This window comes from Candidatus Nitrospira nitrosa (assembly GCF_001458735.1).
GTDB lineage: Bacteria > Nitrospirota > Nitrospiria > Nitrospirales > Nitrospiraceae > Nitrospira_D > Nitrospira_D nitrosa.
The window spans coordinates 255,949-276,560 of the sequence record NZ_CZQA01000009.1; the positions used below are offsets into that span (position 1 = coordinate 255,949).

General features: G+C 54.7%; 18 protein-coding genes. 4 read left to right on the forward strand and 14 right to left on the reverse strand.

The genetic code is table 11. The features are described from left to right. Positions 1–2 precede the first annotated feature (2 nt). The 4 genes from lptG to lpxD all read left to right on the forward strand — a co-directional run bounded on the left by lptG (position 3) and on the right by lpxD (position 4,056). Complete coding sequence (lptG, locus tag COMA1_RS13370; RefSeq protein ID WP_090749340.1) at positions 3–1,094, forward strand: LPS export ABC transporter permease LptG; 1,092 nt, start codon at positions 3–5, stop codon at positions 1,092–1,094. Between the two features lie 78 nt (positions 1,095–1,172). Continuing rightward, a complete protein-coding gene (fabF, locus tag COMA1_RS13375; protein ID WP_090749342.1) occupies positions 1,173–2,429 on the forward strand; it encodes a beta-ketoacyl-ACP synthase II in 1,257 nt (418 codons plus the stop codon). An 80-nt stretch (positions 2,430–2,509) separates the two neighbouring features. Next, positions 2,510–2,968 (forward strand): acyl carrier protein, encoded by a 459-nt coding sequence (locus tag COMA1_RS13380; RefSeq protein WP_176698048.1) that lies wholly within the window; start codon positions 2,510–2,512, stop codon positions 2,966–2,968. Further along, on the forward strand, positions 2,965–4,056 hold the full coding sequence (lpxD, locus tag COMA1_RS13385) for a UDP-3-O-(3-hydroxymyristoyl)glucosamine N-acyltransferase (protein ID WP_090749347.1): 1,092 nt from the start codon (positions 2,965–2,967) through the stop codon (positions 4,054–4,056). Before COMA1_RS13380 ends, lpxD begins: the two co-directional genes overlap by 4 nt. Positions 4,057–4,067: 11 nt before the next feature. On the opposite strand, the gene COMA1_RS13390 is transcribed toward lpxD, so the two are convergent. From COMA1_RS13390 to cbiB, 14 genes are all read right to left on the reverse strand, one after another. Further along, positions 4,068–4,601, reverse strand: coding sequence for a hypothetical protein (locus COMA1_RS13390; protein WP_090749348.1), 534 nt, complete (start codon positions 4,599–4,601; stop codon positions 4,068–4,070). Between the two features lie 341 nt (positions 4,602–4,942). Continuing rightward, complete coding sequence (locus COMA1_RS13400; protein ID WP_176698049.1) at positions 4,943–5,938, reverse strand: HD-GYP domain-containing protein; 996 nt, start codon at positions 5,936–5,938, stop codon at positions 4,943–4,945. A 317-nt stretch (positions 5,939–6,255) separates the two neighbouring features. Beyond that, complete coding sequence (locus COMA1_RS13405) at positions 6,256–7,194, reverse strand: hypothetical protein (RefSeq protein ID WP_090749353.1); 939 nt, start codon at positions 7,192–7,194, stop codon at positions 6,256–6,258. 59 nt (positions 7,195–7,253) lie between these two features. Further along, positions 7,254–8,441 carry a response regulator gene (locus tag COMA1_RS13410; protein WP_090749355.1) on the reverse strand — a complete coding sequence of 396 codons (1,188 nt, stop codon included), beginning with the start codon at positions 8,439–8,441 and terminating at the stop codon, positions 7,254–7,256. 36 nt (positions 8,442–8,477) lie between these two features. Then, on the reverse strand, positions 8,478–8,927 hold the full coding sequence (locus COMA1_RS13415; RefSeq protein WP_090749356.1) for a chemotaxis protein CheW: 450 nt from the start codon (positions 8,925–8,927) through the stop codon (positions 8,478–8,480). Continuing rightward, positions 8,921–9,457, reverse strand: a complete 537-nt coding sequence (locus tag COMA1_RS13420) for a hypothetical protein (RefSeq protein WP_090749358.1) — start codon at positions 9,455–9,457, stop codon at positions 8,921–8,923. Before COMA1_RS13420 ends, COMA1_RS13415 begins: the two co-directional genes overlap by 7 nt. A 70-nt stretch (positions 9,458–9,527) precedes the next feature. Continuing rightward, positions 9,528–12,857, reverse strand: coding sequence for an Hpt domain-containing protein (locus COMA1_RS13425; RefSeq protein ID WP_090749360.1), 3,330 nt, complete (start codon positions 12,855–12,857; stop codon positions 9,528–9,530). Positions 12,858–12,905: 48 nt separating this feature from the next. After that, positions 12,906–14,795 (reverse strand): methyl-accepting chemotaxis protein, encoded by a 1,890-nt coding sequence (locus COMA1_RS13430; RefSeq protein ID WP_090749362.1) that lies wholly within the window; start codon positions 14,793–14,795, stop codon positions 12,906–12,908. Positions 14,796–14,854: 59 nt separating this feature from the next. Then, positions 14,855–15,292 carry a chemotaxis protein CheW gene (locus tag COMA1_RS13435; protein ID WP_176698050.1) on the reverse strand — a complete coding sequence of 146 codons (438 nt, stop codon included), beginning with the start codon at positions 15,290–15,292 and terminating at the stop codon, positions 14,855–14,857. 113 nt (positions 15,293–15,405) lie between these two features. Next, complete coding sequence (locus tag COMA1_RS13440; protein WP_090749366.1) at positions 15,406–15,768, reverse strand: response regulator transcription factor; 363 nt, start codon at positions 15,766–15,768, stop codon at positions 15,406–15,408. A gap of 512 nt (positions 15,769–16,280) precedes the next feature. Continuing rightward, positions 16,281–17,837 (reverse strand): cobyric acid synthase, encoded by a 1,557-nt coding sequence (locus tag COMA1_RS13445; RefSeq protein ID WP_090749368.1) that lies wholly within the window; start codon positions 17,835–17,837, stop codon positions 16,281–16,283. Beyond that, positions 17,834–18,562 carry an adenosylcobinamide amidohydrolase gene (locus tag COMA1_RS13450; protein ID WP_090749371.1) on the reverse strand — a complete coding sequence of 243 codons (729 nt, stop codon included), beginning with the start codon at positions 18,560–18,562 and terminating at the stop codon, positions 17,834–17,836. Before COMA1_RS13450 ends, COMA1_RS13445 begins: the two co-directional genes overlap by 4 nt. After that, positions 18,562–19,665 carry a threonine-phosphate decarboxylase CobD gene (gene cobD, locus COMA1_RS13455; RefSeq protein WP_176698051.1) on the reverse strand — a complete coding sequence of 368 codons (1,104 nt, stop codon included), beginning with the start codon at positions 19,663–19,665 and terminating at the stop codon, positions 18,562–18,564. Before cobD ends, COMA1_RS13450 begins: the two co-directional genes overlap by 1 nt. Then, the gene (cbiB, locus tag COMA1_RS13460) at positions 19,662–20,597 is read right to left on the reverse strand and encodes an adenosylcobinamide-phosphate synthase CbiB (protein ID WP_218055385.1); all 936 of its coding nucleotides are present in this window, start codon (positions 20,595–20,597) and stop codon (positions 19,662–19,664) included. Before cbiB ends, cobD begins: the two co-directional genes overlap by 4 nt. Positions 20,598–20,612 lie beyond the last annotated feature (15 nt).

Here is a 20,612-nt window from a genome sequence, read left to right on the forward strand (position 1 = left end):
CGATGACGATTCTGTTCCGATATATCCTTCGCGAATATTCGAAAATATTCGGCATGTGTTTCTCCGGCCTGGTGACGATCTATTTAGTCATCGATTTTTTCGAAAAAGTCCGTCGCTTTCTTCGCTATGAATCTGGCATCCTGCCGATTCTGTTGTACTTTGCACTGAAGATCCCCTCCATTTCTTTCCAAGTCGCGCCGTTTGCCGTTCTCGTCGCCACGCTGCTGACGCTCGGCCTTCTCTCACGCAGTAACGAGATCACGGCGATGCGAAGCTGTGGGGTGAGTTTGCTCTGGATGTCCTCCCCCTTTCTCCTCTTCGCCAGCGGTCTCTCGTTCATCCTCTTCAGCTTCAGTTCAACGATCATCCCCCTCGCCTCCGAAAAGGCCGAGGAGGTCCGTGCGGTCCAAATCGAGCAGAAACCGGTGCCTGTCACCGTCACCGCCGTTCAACCGTGGGCTCGGATCAGCGCGAATAGCCTCATGAAGATTACCGAAATCGATGCGGAAGGTAAGACCCTGCGAGGGATACGTATTTTTTATTTTCGCCCACCGTTCCAGCTCGACCGGATTACAGAGGCGGAGGAAGCCCGCTATGCGACGAACGGCTGGGTCCTTCGCAACGGACATCACCGCCAATTTCACGAGAATGAGACCGTAGAGCTCGCTCGATTTTCTGAACAGGCCATCAACCTTCCGCTCATTCCAGACGATTTCTCAAGTTCCCTCGTGGGCAACTCAGAAGCGATGACCTTCAGGGAAATTCACGATTACCTTGAGCGCTTTCGCGAGGAAGGATTTACGTTTTCCCGTCTGCTGACGGACTACTATGATCGTATGGCGTTGCCCTTGGTCACCATCGTGATGGTCCTTGTCGGCATTGCGTTGAGTCTCCGGCGGAGCGGAGTTCGTGGAGGCAGTATGACGGTGGGAATCGGGCAAGCCTTCATTGTGGGATTTTGCTATTGGACCACGCATTCCGTTGCCATCGCGTTGGGAAGAGGAGGAGCACTGGCACCTGTGTTAGCCGGTTGGATGGCGAACGCCCTCTTCTTGAGCTTCGGTCTGTATTTATTGCTAAAAGTTCGCCATTAGACACCCGTTTCTTAGTTGACTGTCTACCGGTCTTCCGGTAAGAAAGGCGCCGTGGCGCCACTATAAGGAGGGAGAAGCATGGCCTCACGTGTTGTGATCACAGGTCTTGGAGTGATATCTCCGATCGGCATCGGTGTGAGCGAATTCTGGAAATCGGCGCTGACCGGTCGTTCGGGAGTAACCGCCATTCCCTCCCTAGGGTGGGCTCCCATGTCAGACTACCGTTCTCGAGTAGCCGGTCAGGTCCATAATTTCTCACCAGAGCAATACCTGACCGCCACCCAAGCCAGTCGCGTCGATCGGTACGCACAGTTTGCCTTAGTTGCTGCGAAGGAAGCGTTGGCCGACGCTGACCTCAATATGGCAAAAGAACGCCCTCACCGCGTGGGAGTCATCGTCGGAGCGGGCATGGGCGGGATGGTCATGGGTGAGCGTGAGATTACACAACTCTTTAAAACCCAACGCCCCCATCGTGTCCATCCCAATTTTATTCCGACCATTACCCTCAATTCCGCCTCGGGGATTGTTGCCATGGCGCATGGAGCCAAAGGCCCCAATCTCACCATCTCAACGGCCTGTTCGTCCAGTGCTCATGCCCTCGGCCAGGCGCTCCAGTGCATTCGTACCGGTCAGGCCGATGTCGTCATTGCCGTGGGCGCCGATGCCAGCATTACCCCGCTGGTGTTTGCAGGGTTCTGCTCACTGCGCGCCCTATCCAGTGAGTTTAACGATGCTCCTGAACGCGCGTCGCGCCCCTTCGACCGACGTCGGGACGGCTTCGTCATGGGTGAGGGGGCAGCCGCACTCATCGTGGAATCCTTGGCGCATGCCAAAAAACGGAAGGCCAGAGTGTATGCCGAGCTCGCGGGCTATGCAGCGACGAGTGAGGCCTACCACATGGTGATTCCTCAGGAAGACGGGCAAGAAATCAGCATGACCATGAAGATCGGCCTGGAATCCGCCGGGATCGGCTCCGAACAGGTCGACTACATTAATGCCCATGCGACCTCAACAACGATCGGAGATGCCGTCGAGACAAAGGCGATTCGGAACCTCTTCAAGAATCGCGCGGACAAGATTGCCATCAGTGCCACAAAGTCCCTCGTCGGCCATACGCTTGGCGCGGCCGGTGCGATCGGGGCCGTTGCGACCACGATGGCGATCCATACCGGGCAGATTCACCCGACCGCCAACTATGAAGAACCTGACCCAGACTGTCGGTTGGACGGCATCCGTCAGGCGGTGCAAGAACGAAAGATTCGGTATGCCCTCTTAAATGCATTTGGATTCGGCAGCAACAATGCCACTGTGGTGTTCAAGAAATTTGTGGCGTAAGTACTGAATGATTGATCATGAGGCGCCTTGGTCGCGGACGCGACCGCGACAGGCCTCATTCCACTGAAGGAGTACTCATAATGACTGAGCGGATCGACCCTGCGATCACAGAGAAAATCGTGCATGCCTTGGCCACCTACCTGAAACGAGACCCTGCGTCCATTACGGAGAGCCACCACCTCCGCGATGATCTCGGACTCGACTCAGTCGCCGTCATCGAATTACTGTTCGAGATCGAAGAACGGTTTAAACTTCAAATTCCCGATCAAGATCTTCCAGGGCTCAGTACCGTCGGATCCGTGGCTGCCTACGTCCAACGGCAGCTCGCTGCACAGCCGTCGAATGCTAAATCGGAATCACTCAAGCCAGCAACACCCTCCAAGGCTACATCGAAAAAACCTGCCTCGAAGAAGGCACCCCTGTCGCGATCGGCTTCAAAGAAGCCCTCGCCTCCAAAATCCAAACCTGCCTCCTCGAAGAAGCCCAAGGCGACGTCGTCGGTGGTCTCAAAGACCAAGAAGAAGGGTGCAACACGATGAGCAAGCCTCAACTCCCTACCCCACTTACGCTCGCCCAAATCCACGAAGTCGTTGGCGGCACCGTTCACGGTGACCTCCAGACGCAGGTCTCTGCGCTGACCAGCCTCAGCCAAGCCAACTCCTGTGCCTTGTCCTTCGTGACTAACGATAAAATAGCCAAGGCTGCTGGGAACGTGCAGGTTGCGGCCCTTCTGATCCATCGATATCAGCCGGATCTGACCACACCCCAAATCGTGGTCGACAATCCCTTGTTGGCCTTCGCGCGCGTTGCACAAACGTTTTTTGTCCAGACCCCGCCTCCCAGAGGCATTGACGACCATGTCATGCAAGGGACTGATGTACGAATCGGATCCGACCCGTCTATTTGGCCGTTTGTGACGCTCGGCGACCGCGTCACGATTGGGAACCGCGTGACTCTCTACCCGGGAGTCTTTGTTGGATCAGATTCAACGATCGGGGATGATTGCGTGCTCTATCCCAATGTTGTAGTCCGGGAAGGTTGTTCCCTTGGCGCTCGCGTGATCGTCCATAGCTGCACGGTCATCGGGGCTGATGGGTTCGGCTATGTCCAACATCAGGGCCGGCACCATAAGGTCCCGCAACTCGGCGGCGTCATCATTGAAGACGATGTGGAACTCGGCGCAAATGTGACGATTGATCGCGCCACGTTGGGCCATACCCTGATCAAACAGGGAACCAAAGTCGATAATTTGGTCCAAATTGCTCACAATGTCACCGTCGGAGAGCACTGCATTCTGGTCGCGCAGGTAGGTATCGCCGGAAGTACGACCATCGGCCGGTACGTCATGATCGGTGGTCAGGCGGGACTTGCCGATCACCTCACAATTGGTGATCAGGTAATGATCGCGGCCAAATCGGGAGTCAATCGCAGTATCGAGCCCAATCAAATCGTCGGTGGCATCCCCGCGATGCCACGAGACAAGGCTCTCAGGATCCAGGGTGGGATCTTTCAGCTTCCTGAAACACGAGAGATGGTCCGTAAACTAGAAGAGCGTGTCACCACTCTGGAGCGCCAAGCCCAGACAGCAGCACGACGAACATCCGGAAAAAAGAAGCGTCGTGCTTGACGATCCATCCCTCATGACTTTGCAACGGTGATCACTCGCCGCCAGAGGAACATCTTGGCCCAATAGAATCCCGCCCATGGCATGAGAATGGCTGGAATCATGTGCACATGGCCATACGAAAACGCGGCAACGGCGCTTCCCACAAGCAACAGGATACCCAGACCGTAGGCCAGGGGAATCAGTTGACGTCCTGAGTGTTCAATGTCCGGGGCTACGGATTGTTTCTTGAGCTTGCCCTTCTGTCTGTTCAAACCATCCCGCATCCGTGCGGCCAGAACCTCCGGAAACTCTCGGAGAAGATACCGCTGATACAGGGTTTGTGCCGCTCCGAGACCTATCCCGGACAAAAATAGACCTGAGCTTTGATAAAAGGTATCCCAGGTATAACTCTCAGTCCCGAGCAACTGATAGCCAAGCCCCCCAACACTCCCAACTAGACAGACCAGACCGAGAAAGCCGGATGGAAATAGAATATACGTCTTCACATACTCGAGCGCCTGCTGCATCGTATGCTGCGGGTGATTCACCGTAATAAGTTTTGGCACGCAATTGCCTTTCTAGTTCAAGAGAGAACTGATCAGTGGAAGAGCATTATAACGATCTCCTGCTTCCCAGAAAAGTGGGGATCTCTCCACTATGACCTCTCTCCTTCTATTCAGACATCATGGAGAAATTTATCTATACCATTGAGATTATTGATGTATTCTCATCCTGCCTTTCTGAATCAACCTTGGCGACACACAATGCGACCTCATATCGATCTGACAAGCGACCCATGCCATGACGGATTTCGTACTCCGCGGAGGAAGGGAAATTCGAAGGACAACCAGGCTCGGACAGAGCGAGGGATCAACCAGCACCGAGAAAAGAGCAGATTACTGCTTGATTAAAACCGATGTTTTTTAGTTTCAACAACCGCCTGAAGACTTGATGCGATGGCATCAAGACTCTCAAGTAACGAGGTGAAATGATCCGAAACACCAATCGTTGAAGAAGACTTCGGCGGCATCGACAACACCGTTCCCACCTGAGCATGACCTGCGACAGGCGGTTTTACGGTTTCAATAACCGAGATCAACGGAGTTTGGCTCAAATCCAGCTCATGAGATTGCGCGTTATCTCCTCGTTCTTCGCCTGTCACCTTCACGACGGGACGAAGAGGATAGCGACTGTTGATCTTCACCACGACTCCCACAGCCCCGGTGGTGAGCCGAACCGTGGTTCCAAGCGGATACACCGACAACTGCTCAACCAGAGCCTTAAGAATCTCTCGGGGAAAGGCGGCCCGTTCAGCCACAAGCAGTTCCCTCACGGCTTCATGCGGGAAGAGCCTGGTGCGATAGGGACGCTCACTGACCAAAGCGTCAAATACATCGACCACTCCACAGATCTGGGCCATTTCATGGATCTGTCTTCCCTTGAGGCGATGGGGATACCCCTGTCCGTTCCATCGCTCATGCGCCTGACATGTCACTTGTGCCAACCACTGTAAGGCGGGATCACACGCGAGAATGATCTCAACCCCACGTTCCGGATGTTGTTCAATCAGCGCCCGTTCCTCTGGCGTGAGTCTTCCACTCTTGGTCAGCAATCCTGAAGGTACCGCAAATAACCCGATATCATGAACAAGTCCGGCAAGTGCGAGTCGACACAGCTCGTCCCCATAGTACCCTAATCCAATCCCAACGCGTGTCCCTAGGATGGAAACATTCAGGAGATTGGTCAGCAGCGGCGGACCTGGTGGTCCAGACAGCGCTTCGACTACAAGCTCATCCGTCTCATGGAGTGACGCCACGATATCCGAAGCAAGCGCTTTAAGACCTCGCAAAGGAATATTTTGCCGTCCCTGGACGGCAACCGCCGTTTCGTCTAAGGTCTGCATCGCTCTTTCGTACCACGTTGTCACGAACATACCTCGGCATCGTGGGAGCGATTTTCTCTATCGCCACTGCGTGTAATCAACTCTACCAACATTGACGTGCTCTCTTGGATTACGGCCCCCCCACTGTCATACCGACGTGAGCTCCCGTTATGAATTGCCTCGGTGAACATAATACTCAGAGTTGAGATCCTGCAACATGGGTGAATGAGAATAGTCGACGTTCGCACTCACACGGCCTTCTCGATCACCAACAGAACCTGACGGAACCTCACATTGCCATCAGGGCACATAACCAAAACAATCACAGAATTTGCAGTTCAGCGGAATAGAACGCCTTCGATGGCTAGCCGTTCCACTCTCCCACTTTCCACCCATTCTTCGATAGCTTTCATGCACTGGACCAAACGCGATTGGACAGCCGCAATACTCTGCCCTGAGATGCTGACCCGTTGTTGCGACACAATGGTAAGAAAACTATGCAGCCCCATGAAGAATGTCATGGCGTGTGAAGCATTCACTTGTTGTGCAGCCGACCACAACTGAGCGACGCGCTCCACAGCCATGTGTAGATCCGTTGTAGATGCTCCCGTCGCGGTACCGCTCGATATGAGTGCCTGGAGAGTACCTGTCAGATGCCCCTCGTGCTGTTGAACAAGCGTGAGGAACCCTTGATCTCCCTCGGTCGAACGATCGAGGAATTCTCGAACTGAATCGAGCTGATACTGCCCGGTACCACGTTGGATGAGCGCTTCGGCTTGAGCCTGAATGGTCTGGATAAGATTCCGCGGGATTGTGCCTACCGAGCCTGATTTGACCTGAAGCTCATGAAGGAGAGTCAATAACTCCTCGGCCTGGATCGTCGCGGGCATACCGTTCTCAGCAGTCTGCGGAGGCGCTGCCTCGAACGTCTCTCCGGTCACCCGAGTCAGGGCCCCATGAATATGCCCCAACTGTTTACACAAGGCAAGGAAGTCGTCGGACGAAATTTGAACAGATGGATCCTGTAACGCTTCGACAAATGGAAGTGCGGAGAAACTCGCTCGCTCGACATCTGTAAGATTGACCGTTGCGGCCGATCCACCAAGATTGCTGATACCGACCTTAATCGTCTGAGCTAACGACCGATGCCTGCCGGATTCCGGTGCCTGTTGCAGTTCATCAAGTGCGACATGGATCTGCTGAAGCCATTCGTGGGCCTCTTGCACAAAGAGCTCAACTAGTTCCTTCTGAAACCCATCTTCCGTTTCAACAGGCATGCGCGTTGATCCTTCAGCACGACCCCGGTCACAAATGAGCTCCAGAGACCCAGCCTATGCTATCCTTTGCCACTTCCAAGCTGAGATGCCAACCCAGCGATTTCCCCTAACTTTCTCACTAGTTCCTCAAATCGTTTGCTCGCACTCTCGGCAGACTGTTCCGCTTCCAGCACCCGTTGCGTCAGCACTCCATTGCGTTCACGTTCCGAGACGAGAAGTCCCTCCAACTCCGGGACTCTCGCAGCCACGCGTTCGAATTCTTGTATTCGCTCGGCTGTTTCGGTCTCTTGCTTCTGGTGGGTCAAGAGCTCGGCTTGAAGCGACGCACGTACATGCTGAAGGTCCACGATCTGCTGCTGGTCAGTTGCCCGGCGCGCCTCCGTATCCTTCACCTTTGCTGAAAGCCCTTCTAATTCGGCAAGCTGTTGAACAAGTTGTTCGGCAGCAGCCCGTTCAGCTTCCAAAGATGACTCTAATTCCGCCACTCGGCTCGAAGTCGCCTGTGAATTCAACAAGGCCTGCTTCAGTGAGTTGACGACATCTTGTTCTGACTTGAATGCGGCTTCCAACTCAGGGATTCTTGCAGCCTGCCGCTCAAGTGTCGTCACCGTTTGCTGCAAATCGCTCACTCGCTGACGTTCGATCGTCAGTTGCGATTCGATTTCTTTCGCCCGAGTCAGCTGTGCCGTGGACACGGCTAACCGGTCGGTTAGCTCCGCGGAACGAGTACGCTCAGCTTGGAGCTGTCGTTCCAACTCGCTGACCTGAGTTGCCTCCTGGGGGCCACGCTGCGACGGCTGGCCCGACACAGGGAGGATGCTCTCTGCCGCAGACCCTGGAATGGTCGGTGATGGACTAACGGTAGCCGGTGCTGACTCCTGTTTTCGTGCGAGAAGCTCAAAGACTCGATCTTTGAGAGAGGTGCCTTGGAACGGCTTCTTCAAGACCCCATCGGCTCGACAAGACTCCGCCTGTTTCGTCACTTCATCATTGACGATGCCAGAAATTAGAAGGACAGGTGTCGTGGCAAGCGCGGCCTGTCCGCGGACAAAGGTGCACACTTCATACCCGCTCTTGTCCGGCATGATGACATCTGACACCACCACATCGGGTTGTTCCTTTGCAAGATAAGCGAGCGCCTCTTCTCCGTTGGCGGCAAGTGCGACGGTAAAACCAGCCTCCGTTAGCAGTCGCTCCGCCACTTTTCGCACTGCAATGCTGTCATCCGCAATTAGGATCTTCGGCATACTCGCACCTTTCCTTCATCCCGCGATCAACGGGCATCACCACGAACCCATTCCTAATCTAGACACCGCAAGAATCGGAACTTCTTCCTGACCATGAGCATAGCTGCTTTCGGCTGGCACATCTCTGTCACGGTAGGGATGAATCAGCGAGAGATCAAGCGTCTGTAGAATCGGAATCTCTTCATCGATACAGATCGCCATATCGCCCAATGAATGTTTCACCCTCAGACACAAGAAACTCTTTCCCTGCACTGTGCGTTGGAGCACTGCAGCCAGATCAAAGACCGGGAGGACGATCTGGTTGAGCCGAACAACGGCTGAGACAAAAGGAGTTCGACCGGATACTGGGATCGACTCATGCCATTGAGAGATACCCCCAACATCCAAAGTCTTGATCGCTAGCCGTCTTCCTCCCACAGAAAATACTAAGAGATGCCATGATCGAGGTGTTTCAGGGTGCTGAGAACGGCCATTCGTTCTCAGCATGCTTGGCTCTTACTCTGAATCTGTCCTTGCAGAGCCACAGAGGATTCCGTTCCCTGCGACTCAGCCTTTGACATCACTCCATCGAGCTGTTCTTCCAGTACCCATGCTGTGTTCAGCACGAGCACCACACTATGGTCAAAGAGAATCATCCCTCGATACCACCCTCGCTCCGGTCCACAGAACTGGGGAGGAAGAGGAAGAAGCTGAGACTTATGAACCTCAAGGCTGCCATGGATCTTCTGAACAAGCACGCAACCTCGGCACTTCCCAGCTCCAAGGAGTACTTCTTCAGTCCTACCCCATTGATCCTCGGTCGCCACATTAAGCCGCACGGCCAGGTTGACCACTTGATCGGCTATCCCCTGCACAACTTGATCTTGAGGGAACTCCCCATTCTCCCTGGTTCGTACCCCTAGAAGGTATTCAGCCTCGAATCCAAAATATCTTTCACCAATCGTTGTGATGATAAAACACAGCGGAGACGTAGAAGCGGATGTCACTCGCGCCTCTTTCTTCTCCGAAGCAGCCATAACACCGCCTTCCGATCCATTGTCCGCAACAATTCAGATTTCGTCAATCAATCCAAAGCTTTCCGCACGTTTACTTGCTAAGCGTTCGTGCTCGTCCCACCCACCGCTCGACTTCGTGAAGCAACATCCGCTCCTCAACGGGCTTGGCGATATAGGAATTTGCGCCAATATTGATCGCCATCTGTCGATGTTTGTCGCCGGCCCTCGTCGTCATGACCACCACGGGGGTATCACGGGTTTCCGGGCGTCGTCGTAAGGCTTGAATGACCTCGAATCCATTCATTTTTGGCATTTCAAGGTCGGTCAAAATCATGCTGTACGGGGTGGCCGATGCCTTCCGGAGTCCGTCTTCTCCGTCGACAGCCGTATCAACCTGATATCCCGCTGACTCCAACATTTTCCCGACAAACTTCCTAATGCTCAGGGAATCGTCGACCAATAACAGGCGGACGTCCTGATGCTCCGGAGAGGTTACCTGATCAGGAACCACTTGTTGTGGCCGAAGCTGGCTTTTGGACACGACGGCCTGTACACGTAACTCCTTGCTGTCTCGTCCAACCAGCCGCGTTGGATCGACCACTAAAATGACCCGCCCTTCCGGATCGATCGTCGCTCCCCCGAAAAACGACTGCATAAGCGGCTTTAGTTGCCCCAACGATTTAATGACGATTTCTTGTCGGCCCAATAACTCATCGACGGCCAACCCCATCAGGCCTCCGGCTGTACGTACGATGACAACCGGCATCGTTCCGGTGACGCTGAAGCACTCTTTCCGAAGCACATGCTGTAACGACTGCACCTCAATGACTTGTTCACCGACCTGCAAAAGCGTACGCTCACCCTCCGCTCTCCATGACGATGCCGTTGGCATGGTCACTTCCTGGATATTGAGTAGCGGGATGGCATATCGTTCAGCACCGGACCGTACAATCAAGGCCGTAGCTATCAGGAGCGTGACCGGAAGGCTCAGAGTAAATTTAGTTCCCACACCGGGTTCGGACTCTACGGCAATGTGGCCGTTCATTCCCTCGATGGCCCGCTTCACGACGTCAAGCCCCACTCCACGTCCAGCCTGATCGCCAACCTTCTCAGCCGTTGAAAACCCTGGAAGAAAAATAGATTGTAGAATCTCAGCATCGGGGATGGTGTCGATCTGTTGTGAGCCGGCCAATCCTAGCTTGACAACCTTAGCCCGTATTTTGGCCAAGTCTAATCCAGCTCCATCGTCTTCCACCTCAATGATCATTGAATTGCCGCGATGCGCGGCGTGCAAGTGGATGGTACCGACTGACGGCTTGCCCTTGGCCACGCGATCGGTGGCCGGTTCGATGCCATGGTAGACGGCGTTACGCACCAAATGGACGAGAGGATCCACCAAACGTTCCACAACGCCTGTGTCAACTTCCGTCTGCTCCCCTGACGTCACTAACATCACTTCCTTGTTTGAGGCACGCGCAATCTCCCGAATCGCACGACGAAATCGTGTAAATGGGGTCCCAATCGGAACCATACGAGCATGGGCAATTTCGTCTCGCATCAGGAGCGTCAATTGCTGCAACTGGCTCATATCATCGTGCGCTCGGTGAATCGAGCCATCCAGCTGCGCCAATGACTCACTGATATCGGCGGTCACTTCACTAATACGCCGTGCCAAAATATTAAAATCGTCATACTTATCAAGTTCAAGGCTGCCGAAATCACCGAATGCCGCCGCTCCATGGCTCGGAACCGCCGTCGCGGTGTTGGGCGTCTCTTGATAGGTAAACGTATGCTTATCGGAAAAGGATTGAACGGAATCGACCAATCGAGACTTGAAGACCAAGACTTGCTGTGACAGTTGCTCGAGGACTCGCAGTCGTTGTTCCAATCGACCTCGCCCAATCACCAATTCTCCCACAAGATTCATGAGTCGCTCGAGCCGTCCATAACTGACACGAATGACTTCTCGATCTTCCAAAGACTTCGCCTCTGTCGGCTTGTCCTTCTCGACAGTCTCCGATGTCGAGATCGCCGCTGCAGCGGAGTCCCGTGAGGTCTCAGCAAATGGACCTGCCGGCGTTACGTCGCCAGAAGTCTCTTGGTCGAGCCGCTTGAGATCAGATCGCGTCGCGTTGAACCGTTGCCTCGTGCCCGATACTGCGCCGAGATCTCTTCGCATCAACACCCGCATCACATCAACAGAACGAAGGATGAGGTCCGTATGACCAGACTGTACAACCAGTCGACCATCGCGCACAGCTCCCATAAAGTCTTCAACGTGATGCACAAGATCGCCGATCGATTGAAATCCAACGGTATAGGCGGAACCTTTTAACGTATGGGCGGTGCGAAAGAGTTGATTGATCAGTTCGCGATTCTGTGGATCCTTATCCAAACGGAGAAGATTCGCTTCCAAGAGTTCAAGATATTCCTGTGCCTCTGGAACAAAATACGAGAGAGCTTCTGGATCGAGATCGGGAAGCAAATAGGCGTCGGACAAGTCCGCGGGAGGCACCTCTACGCTCACGACTGGCTCGGGTATCACGTGACTGGGAGGGAGAACATCAGATACCGTTGGTCCTCCGCTCATTGAACCGGCCGATCCCGCCCCCTCACAAATCTGCATCAGTTGGTGGATCAGAACCGGAACATCACGCTGAAGTTGGTATCCTTCCTGAGGATCACGTCGTAAGAGCAACTGAACCATTCGAGTGGCGTGTTCGAACACCTCAAGCATACGGTCAGTCAACACCAGCCGCTTTTCTCTTACCGCAATCATGGCGTCTTCCATCGGCCGAGCAATATCTCCAATGACCTGGAACCCAACCGTGTAGGCCGACCCTTTCAAGGTGTGAGTGGCACGAAAGAGTCGGTAAATGGCATCGTCGTGATCGCGCGTTGCACGAAGGATTCGAACCAAGTCATCGATCGTCTGGAGATACTCCTCCGCTTCAGGGGTAAAGTAAGATAGGATCTCAATATCGATAATCGGATGGACATAGTCTAAACTGACTGAGACCGCGGGCGGGACAACCTGAAGCTGTTCCAACAATCCAAGGCAGCGTGTCACGACATTCGCATCTTCACTGCCATCCCGACCGATCCTTTGGATCAAGACCGCTAACCCAGCGACGACCTCTCGCATGACACGCACAACCGTTGGCCAGTCGTTCGGCGCAATGTCGTTCGCGCGCTCAAGAATGAGTTCAAGCTCAGCAGAGAGTTGAGAGACTCCCCCATAGCCATAGAGGGCCGCGGCTCCACGAAGGCGATGAGCAACAATGTAGTGTTCGTATAATTCGTGCGGAGAGGGGACCAACTCGCCGTTGGCACGCAACGCCTCTGCCAATACCCTGGTTCCATCCGATGCTTCGGAGACGAAGACTCGAATCAAGTCAGATTGATTAGACTCCGCTCCCATTGGTGTACATCTATGCTGACAAGGGGGTACGTGATCGATCCTGATCCATTAGGTCAATTTAAATTGCGACACCGAAGCCGTGAGTCCTTCAGCCAGCTTCACCATATCTTCCACCGTCGCCCGCGCCGAATCGGTTGCCTTTTGCGTAGCGATGGCGCCTCCGGTAAAATCTTTGATCGATCGTCCGACTTGATCGGTGGACACAGTCTGAGTAGTTGCGGCAGCCGCAATGCTCTGGGCAAGCTCCGCAGACCGTTGTGCGATCGTTGAAATCTCCTTGAACACATCACCCGTCCGCAAGGCTGAGGCCGATCCTGCCTCTACCGCTTGCGTTTCATGTTCCATCGCCACGACGGCGTGCTGCGTCTCGCTCTGAATCACCTTCACGAGATCCGCGATTTCACGCGTCGCGTTCGTTGAGCTTTCGGCAAGCTTTCGAACCTGATCGGCCACCACACCAAATCGAGCACCAGCTTCGCCTGCCCCCGCCGCTTCGATCGCCGCATTCAGGGCCAGCAAGTTGGTTTGATTGGCAATTTCACGAATCGTGGAGACGATCTGTGAAATTTCCAACGAACGATCGCCGAGCGCCTTGACCTGCTTGGACATCCGCTGAACCGCCGACCGAATCCGTTGCATATCCTGCACGGTTTCCTGTACGGCGACACGGCCGTCTTCCGTGGCTTTCAAGACTTGGCGTGCCGAGTCAGAAGAGGCCCCAGCCGTTTCTGCAACTTGCCTCATGGAAACCGCAAGTTGTTCCACCGCACTGAGCGTCTTCATTGATTCGTCAGCTTGATGCTTGGCCGTACCGGCCATTTGACCAGAATTCTCCCGCAATGCACCGGCTGATCGATTGACCCGTTCGGCCGATTCTCTGACCTGTTTCATCAATTGCGCGAACCGTTGGATCATGAGGTTAAAACCATCTGCCAGATTTCCGAACATGTCTGCCGTGACTTCGCCGCGCTTGGTCAAGTCTCCCTTCCCCACGTCGGAGACGAGGACCAGAAACTGCACCAAGCGTTTCTGCATGGTATCCCGCTCTTCTTCGGTCGAAACCAGGCTCGTGAGACGGTCAAGCATGATATTGAACGCTTTAGCCAGATGGCCGATCTCGTCATTGCTCTCAAGTCTGGCTCGAGCTTGAAGATTCCCTGCGGCAGCTTGTTGAGCGACATCGGCAACATGCGTGATGTTCCGTGCGATTGAGCCGGCGAGGTAGAATCCGATCACGGCCGCTAGCAGAAGCGCCAGCAGCGAACCGGCCAGGACGACGTTGGTCCGATGCGAGGCCTCGGCTTGCCCATTGTCGTTCATTTCGCTCGCCACGGCGAGAATCGTCGTCATGAGCTCCCGAACCCGTAGAGTCGCCGCGTTGTACTTATTCGCAACATCAACAGACAATGCCAATTGCCCAAGTTCGCGCATACTCTGTTTCTGCTCTTCGGCGAGTGATGATTTGAAACTCTCCGCGAATGCACCCACCGCGCCCTCTGTCGCCGAGAAATATTCACGCAGCGCCTGGTGAAGGCTGGCAAGATCTTTACTCTCACTCCGACCACTGGCCGACTCATGCAACTGAGATGTTTGATACGCATTCAGGGGAATCATTGTCTGTTTCTTAAGCTCGGTCAACGCCGCGACCGCCTGATCAAACTCCGTCTTCCCAACCTGCCGTCCTACGTTTAATAACCCACTATGATAGAGCCCAAGGTTCGTACTGGTGATTCCCACATTTGATAGTGCCAAGGTCGATCCGTTGTAGATCGACTGCAACTCACCCTTAACCGTATGAAGCCCCATCAGGCCAACAAAACCAACAGAGATCATGATGAGACTGACGGCGGAAAAACCGAGGATCAGCTTCGGCAGAGTCTTGAGGTTTTGGAACCATGACGGCGACGGCCGACCCGTTGACTTGCTATTTCTGGCCATACCCTACCCCCTCCTCCACACGCTCAAGCCTTCTCGGTAACTCGATTCAGGGTAACCGTTCACGATTTTACGGACTGGCTCACGTCCATGGTTGTTGCTTCCACCGACGCGACCAATGCTGGAATCTCCAACATCCCACTCACTCGATTTTCCACCCGTATCAGACCTGACAACAGAGATCGCTCTCCGGTCTGGTTCGCTCCTGACTGATCGAGCCGGTCCTCGGGCAACATCCATCGAATCTCCGGGACTTCGTCAATCAGCAGGCCGATCTGATGAGCATCATGCTGTACCACGACCGCATATCGTGGCGTTGTTGACGGCGAAACCCCCAAGATGCGGCGCAAATCTGCGAGAGGCACAACCGTTCCTCGGACATTGGCGACGCCAACCAATGATGGCGGCATCCCAGGCACGGGGGTGATCGTGTCCAACTCAAATACCTCCCGGACTTGACGCAGGTCGATCGCAAACAGTTCTCCCCCTAGCGTTACCAAACAAGCTTTCCATGAACCTGTCGGGGTTTCGTGCTTGGATTCTCCGTCGGAGGTAAGCCGAGGCAGTTCACATGGTAATTGCATTTCGTTGAGCCCTTTGCCCCATCAGCGAGTTAATTTAGAGCACGCTTCACGGCCAAAAGCAGCTCTTCAGGCTTGAACGGTTTGACCACATGCCCGTTCGCGCCTTGCTGTTGTCCCCAGAACTTATCGCTTTCCTGCCCTTTGGACGTACAAAGGAGGATCGGAATACGGGTAAGACGGGCATCACCCTTCAAATCTCGACAGGCCTGAAATCCGTTTCGGCCGGGCATGACCACATCCATGACGATCAGATCAGGCATTTCCGTCAGGATTTTCTCTTCAAGTTTTTCCGTATTCGGAAAGGTCACGACGGTATAATGGGCGGCCTTGAGGTATGACTCAATGAGTTGCAGCTCGGCCTGCGAGTCATCAACAACCACTATCTTGCTCATGAGACTGTTCCTCTCTGCGGAAGAAAGCACCTAGCGCACCGGCAGACCTCTCTCATTCCAACCACGATGTCTCGATCCATTTTTCTTCCGTCTTGGAACTGGTGATATTCTGCTCCCCTTTGAGCCCATCACGGCACAAGAGACCGGTTAAAGCGGCATACTCAGGATCCATGGCCCTGTGGGTTACGCGTGCGATTCACTTGGCTGATGAGGAACTTATCGGTGAAACCTTCCTCACCTTTAGATAGGTCAGTGAGAAGCGGCAGCCTCAACCCTCCACCTTCTGCTCACCTCAACAGGAATAGGGCTCCTTGTTATCCATAGTGACCGCCTACACCAGAGTCCCTCGACCCCTAACTATGGTCAATTCCTACTGTTTCCATGCAGTGTATCGCCTTGTGGACAGTTGGCAAGAAATCGGTGAATATCGGCAGCTTACGCTCGGGAGGGAGCACTCATACGAGCCCAGCAGCGACTGGGACCTAGAAGGGGAGCAGGTGGGGAAAGATCACTTACTTGGAGATCATGCGGCGAGGAGGTAGCCAGGAGAGTAGCCCTGACAGATCAAGAAATTGGCTCAGGTGATCCGTCCAGCGATCAAGTTCTCCGCGTAATCGAGCGGTGACTGAAAGTGATGTATGAATCCCGAGTGGTGGAAGCCCCTTCCTCACGCGCGCGCGATTGAGCCAGGCTCGACGAAATTGCGGCTCATCAAATACTCCATGGATGTAGGTGCCCCACACCAGACCATCCTCTCGAATCGCGCCGTCATCCGTATACGCTGTTGCCGTCGGCGAATGGCCTCCCCCCATCGGGGTACCAGCATTCTGCATGCTGAAACATGGATGTTCCTGCATGCGTACGGTATACCCCATATGGACTTGATAGCCACGAACCAGACTCCGTTCTTGCACCAGGGCCTCAGCCGCATTGGCTTCGACCTGTGTGGTGCACTTTTTCTTCCTCAGCTCTGTCTTGATATCCAAGTAGCCTAGACCAGAGCTTGACCCGCCTTGTTCGACCATGTACGGGTCAGAAATGCTTCGACCAAGCATTTGATAACCACCGCAGATCCCCACCAACTCTCGATGACGACCAACATGCTGCACAAGTGCAGGGGCATAGCCCTGCGCCAATACAAAAGATAGGTCTGCTTGTGTGGTCTTGCTTCCTGGAATGATCACGATGTCAGCTCCATCCAGTGCCGTCGGAGCAGCAACATATTGCAAGGCGACATCACCTTCAGCCGCTAGGACATTAAAGTCGGTAAAGTTGCTCATGTGGGGCAACAGAATGACGGCGATGTTGATCCGCTCTGATGAAAACTCCGTCTGTCGACACGCCTCTCGATCCAGACTGTCTTCCTGGTCTAGCATGAGATCTCGGAGAAACGGCACGACACCCAATACGGGAATCCCACTATGAGACTCCAAGAAGGTCACCCCATCGGCAAAGAGCTTTGCATCTCCTCTAAACTTATTGATGACCACACCACAGACCATGGCCCGCTCGTCCGGTTCCAATAAGTCCAACGTTCCAAGAACTTGCGCAAAGACACCCCCTCGATCAATATCAGCGACCAACAGCACGCGAGCGTTGGCCAGTCTGACGACCGGCCAATTGACCAGATCCCGCTCTCGAAGATTCATCTCTGCAGCACTTCCAGCCCCTTCGATCATGACCACCTCGTACTGGCTGGCCAGCCGACTGTAGCTGTCCTGCACGATCGACCACAGCTGCGGTCTCTGCTCATAATAGGTCGACGCTTCCTGTGCAGACCATACGGATCCCTGTACGATGACTTGCGAGCGGTTGTCGGACTCCGGCTTGAGCAAAATCGGATTCATGTCGACATGCGGGACAATTCCACAAGCCTCTGCTTGGAGCGCCTGCGCTCGACCGATCTCCCCACCCTCCGGAGTCACGAATGAATTCAGCGACATGTTCTGCGCCTTGAATGGAGCCACGCGCATGCCTGCACGATGAAGGACGCGACAGATCCCAGCCGTGATGAGGCTTTTCCCGACATCTGACCCAGTTCCAAGCACAGCAAGAGCTCGTGCCGTCATTGATGTGACTCCTGCCAGGCTTTAGCCTTTGCCAAACCATTTGTCACACAGTCGCTCACGACTCGCCCTATCAATGCCCCAATGACGGTATGTGTTCCACTATAGATATGCACAGGCCCCTGCCCGCGTAGCGAACAGGCAATCACCACCGCATCGGTCCCGGTCCCAGTGGCTGCAGCGCCGCTCTGACAACTCAGGACATGATGATCACGTAGAGCACCGCTCTTGGCCTCTGTCGCAACTTGTACGGCGCCGACCATGGCGGACTGAGAAAGGCTGCCGTTTGTGATGAGCATGAGGTTAATCGTCCCAGGTTTGGTTGATCGCTTGCCACCAGGGCCTCCAGGTGGCCATTCGCCAGCTCGAATGGCATTCGTCACACCGACCGTGGCAAAACACTCCACCCATAACCCATCCGACGCAGCTCTTGCCGTCACTACTTGAGTCATCGGAACCGCCGTCATCAACCCAACAGTCGATGCATGGATTCCCATCCGAGAGGCCAACTCCCGCAAACAGCGTCCTGGCTCCCGAAAGGGCATCGACTGTTTTCCCGCGACCAAGGGATTGGCCTCTACCTGATGATTGAGGATGTAGGAAGCCACCGTGAGCCCTCCCCCTTGTGGAGCCGATGACAGCACACGCTTTCGCCCCTCAAGCTCAATCACCAGTGTCTGCCCTATGACACGATAACGAGTATGGACCCGTGCTGGAGCCTTCTTCATCACGAACCCCGGTTAAGGAGCAAGGGAGAAAGCTCTCGAATAAGCCGGTCATTCTCGATCCTTGTTCGAACGGCGAGTCGAACGGACCGCGAGGTGGCACCGGGCACTGAAGAACAATCTCGAATCAATACCCCTCTCCCACGTAAGCGTTCAGTGATGTCCCGTGCGGTTCGACCACGAGGTAACTCGACGAGACAGTAGTTCGCATAGGAGGACATCACCGTACAGCCAGGTAACGCCGCGAGCTTCATTCGAAAGCGCTCACGCTCCTCTGTCATGTACTTCAAGCTCTTTCTTGCATGAGCCTCATCTTTCAAAGCGGCCACCGCCGCAACTTGTCCCATCGCACTCACCGACCAAGGCGGTAGCTGTCGCTGAAGTCGTCCGGCAGTTGCCGGTGCCGATACGGCATACCCCACCCGCAGTCCGGGCAACGCATAAAACTTGGTCATGCTGCGTAGGACGATCACATGCGACCGCAACTCCCCTTGCCCAAGGATAGATCGGTCAGGACAATAATCAGCAAAGGATTCGTCGATAATCAGCCACAGACCGCGTCGGTGAGCAACTTTTGCAAGTTGTACAAGACCTTCCACCGTACAGGCCTGCCCTGTTGGACTGTTGGGATTGCAGAGGATCATTGCGTCAATGGATTTTCCATCACTCCGTCCTGTTTCCAAAACCTGCCTCATACGATCGATCGGGATCGCATAGTGGTCGCGTCGATGCGCGTAGAGTGTCGTGGTAGATCCCCCTGCTCGCCTCATCGCAGCCATATATTCGGAAAATGTAGGCTGGACGACAAGGAGCCGTCGAATCTGTAATGCACGAGGCAACGCATCAATCAGCTCCGTGGAGCCATTCCCGACAACAATCTGGGCTGGATCAATCCGCCAGAGTGCGGCCAGCGCCCGGCGAAGATCCCAACAGTCCGGGTCTGGATAATGGTCTAAGAGATGCCTGGAAGCGGCAATGGCTTTCCAAACGCGAGGAGAAGGGCCCAATGGATTGATACTCGCGCTGAAATCAATAATCTCGCCTGGATCACGGCCCAGCTCTCGTGCGACACGGTAGATATTTCCACCATGCAGAGGTTTTTTCATACGAGCCATCTGACTCCCACAGCCAGGAATACAACCAGCACCGCGGCCATCGCCATTACTCTCGTCGCCGACAGGATGTCGCCTGGCTCGACAAGGCGCCCTTCTGACCCAAGGATTGGACGCTCTTGTGGAATGCCGTCATAGAAATTGATGCCACCGAGTCTCACGCCCAACACGCCGGCCATCGCCGCCTCAGGTCTACCGCTATTGGGACTGGGATGTTTCCCCCCGTCCCGTCGGAACACCCACCACCCCAGACGGACTGGTTCCAGTTGTCTAGTGATCACACCGGCGCCAAGAATCAACGCCGTCGCGGCAAGTCGAGCGGGGATCCAGTTGACCAGATCATCGAGCCGAGCTGATGCCCATCCAAAATCAGCATAACGGGGATCGCGATGACCAATCATAGAATCGAGCGTGTTGATCGCCTTATACGCCAATGCTAAGGGAGCACCACCTATTGCCAAGTACAGGAGCGGCGCAACCACACCATCTGCCGCACTTTCTGCGACGGTCTCGACAGTCGCACGAGCGACCTCCGATGGGGACAGCCCAGCCGTATCCCTCCCGACAATCATCCCCACGGCTCGTCGCGCAGCTGAGAGATTTCCGGCCTGGAGTGGACCATCCACTGCATGGGCATGGTCCCACAGGTCACGCGCAGCCAAAGTCATCGACGCCAGGATGATGGAGAGAGCAGACCCCAGCCATCCTGCAAACTGTTCGGCCTCAGCGATGAGGACCGATGCGAGCATGAATGTGACAAGGGGTAATCCTACAGCAAGACACACTCCTGCGAGGCGAAAGCTAGTCCCACTCCGACATATCTTCCGAATTTCATGCTCGAACCATGTAATACATCGCCCCATCACGCGAACAGGATGCGGCAACCAATGAGGATCGCCAACTACGGCATCCACCACCGCGGCCACAAGAAGTTCTCCACC

Excerpts from the sequence above, each read along its gene's own strand:
- lptG (WP_090749340.1), top strand. The coding sequence starts at position 3 with ATGACGATTCTGTTCCGATATATCCTTCGCGAATATTCGAAAATATTC.
- fabF (WP_090749342.1), top strand. The coding sequence starts at position 1,173 with ATGGCCTCACGTGTTGTGATCACAGGTCTTGGAGTGATATCTCCGATC.
- COMA1_RS13380 (WP_176698048.1), top strand. The coding sequence starts at position 2,510 with ATGACTGAGCGGATCGACCCTGCGATCACAGAGAAAATCGTGCATGCC.
- lpxD (WP_090749347.1), top strand. The coding sequence starts at position 2,965 with ATGAGCAAGCCTCAACTCCCTACCCCACTTACGCTCGCCCAAATCCAC.
- COMA1_RS13400 (WP_176698049.1), bottom strand. The coding sequence starts at position 5,938 with ATGCAGACCTTAGACGAAACGGCGGTTGCCGTCCAGGGACGGCAAAAT.
- COMA1_RS13405 (WP_090749353.1), bottom strand. The coding sequence starts at position 7,194 with ATGCCTGTTGAAACGGAAGATGGGTTTCAGAAGGAACTAGTTGAGCTC.
- COMA1_RS13410 (WP_090749355.1), bottom strand. The coding sequence starts at position 8,441 with ATGCCGAAGATCCTAATTGCGGATGACAGCATTGCAGTGCGAAAAGTG.
- COMA1_RS13415 (WP_090749356.1), bottom strand. The coding sequence starts at position 8,927 with ATGCTGAGAACGAATGGCCGTTCTCAGCACCCTGAAACACCTCGATCA.
- COMA1_RS13420 (WP_090749358.1), bottom strand. The coding sequence starts at position 9,457 with ATGGCTGCTTCGGAGAAGAAAGAGGCGCGAGTGACATCCGCTTCTACG.
- COMA1_RS13425 (WP_090749360.1), bottom strand. The coding sequence starts at position 12,857 with ATGGGAGCGGAGTCTAATCAATCTGACTTGATTCGAGTCTTCGTCTCC.
- COMA1_RS13430 (WP_090749362.1), bottom strand. The coding sequence starts at position 14,795 with ATGGCCAGAAATAGCAAGTCAACGGGTCGGCCGTCGCCGTCATGGTTC.
- COMA1_RS13440 (WP_090749366.1), bottom strand. The coding sequence starts at position 15,768 with ATGAGCAAGATAGTGGTTGTTGATGACTCGCAGGCCGAGCTGCAACTC.
- COMA1_RS13445 (WP_090749368.1), bottom strand. The coding sequence starts at position 17,837 with ATGACGGCACGAGCTCTTGCTGTGCTTGGAACTGGGTCAGATGTCGGG.
- COMA1_RS13450 (WP_090749371.1), bottom strand. The coding sequence starts at position 18,562 with ATGAAGAAGGCTCCAGCACGGGTCCATACTCGTTATCGTGTCATAGGG.
- cobD (WP_176698051.1), bottom strand. The coding sequence starts at position 19,665 with ATGAAAAAACCTCTGCATGGTGGAAATATCTACCGTGTCGCACGAGAG.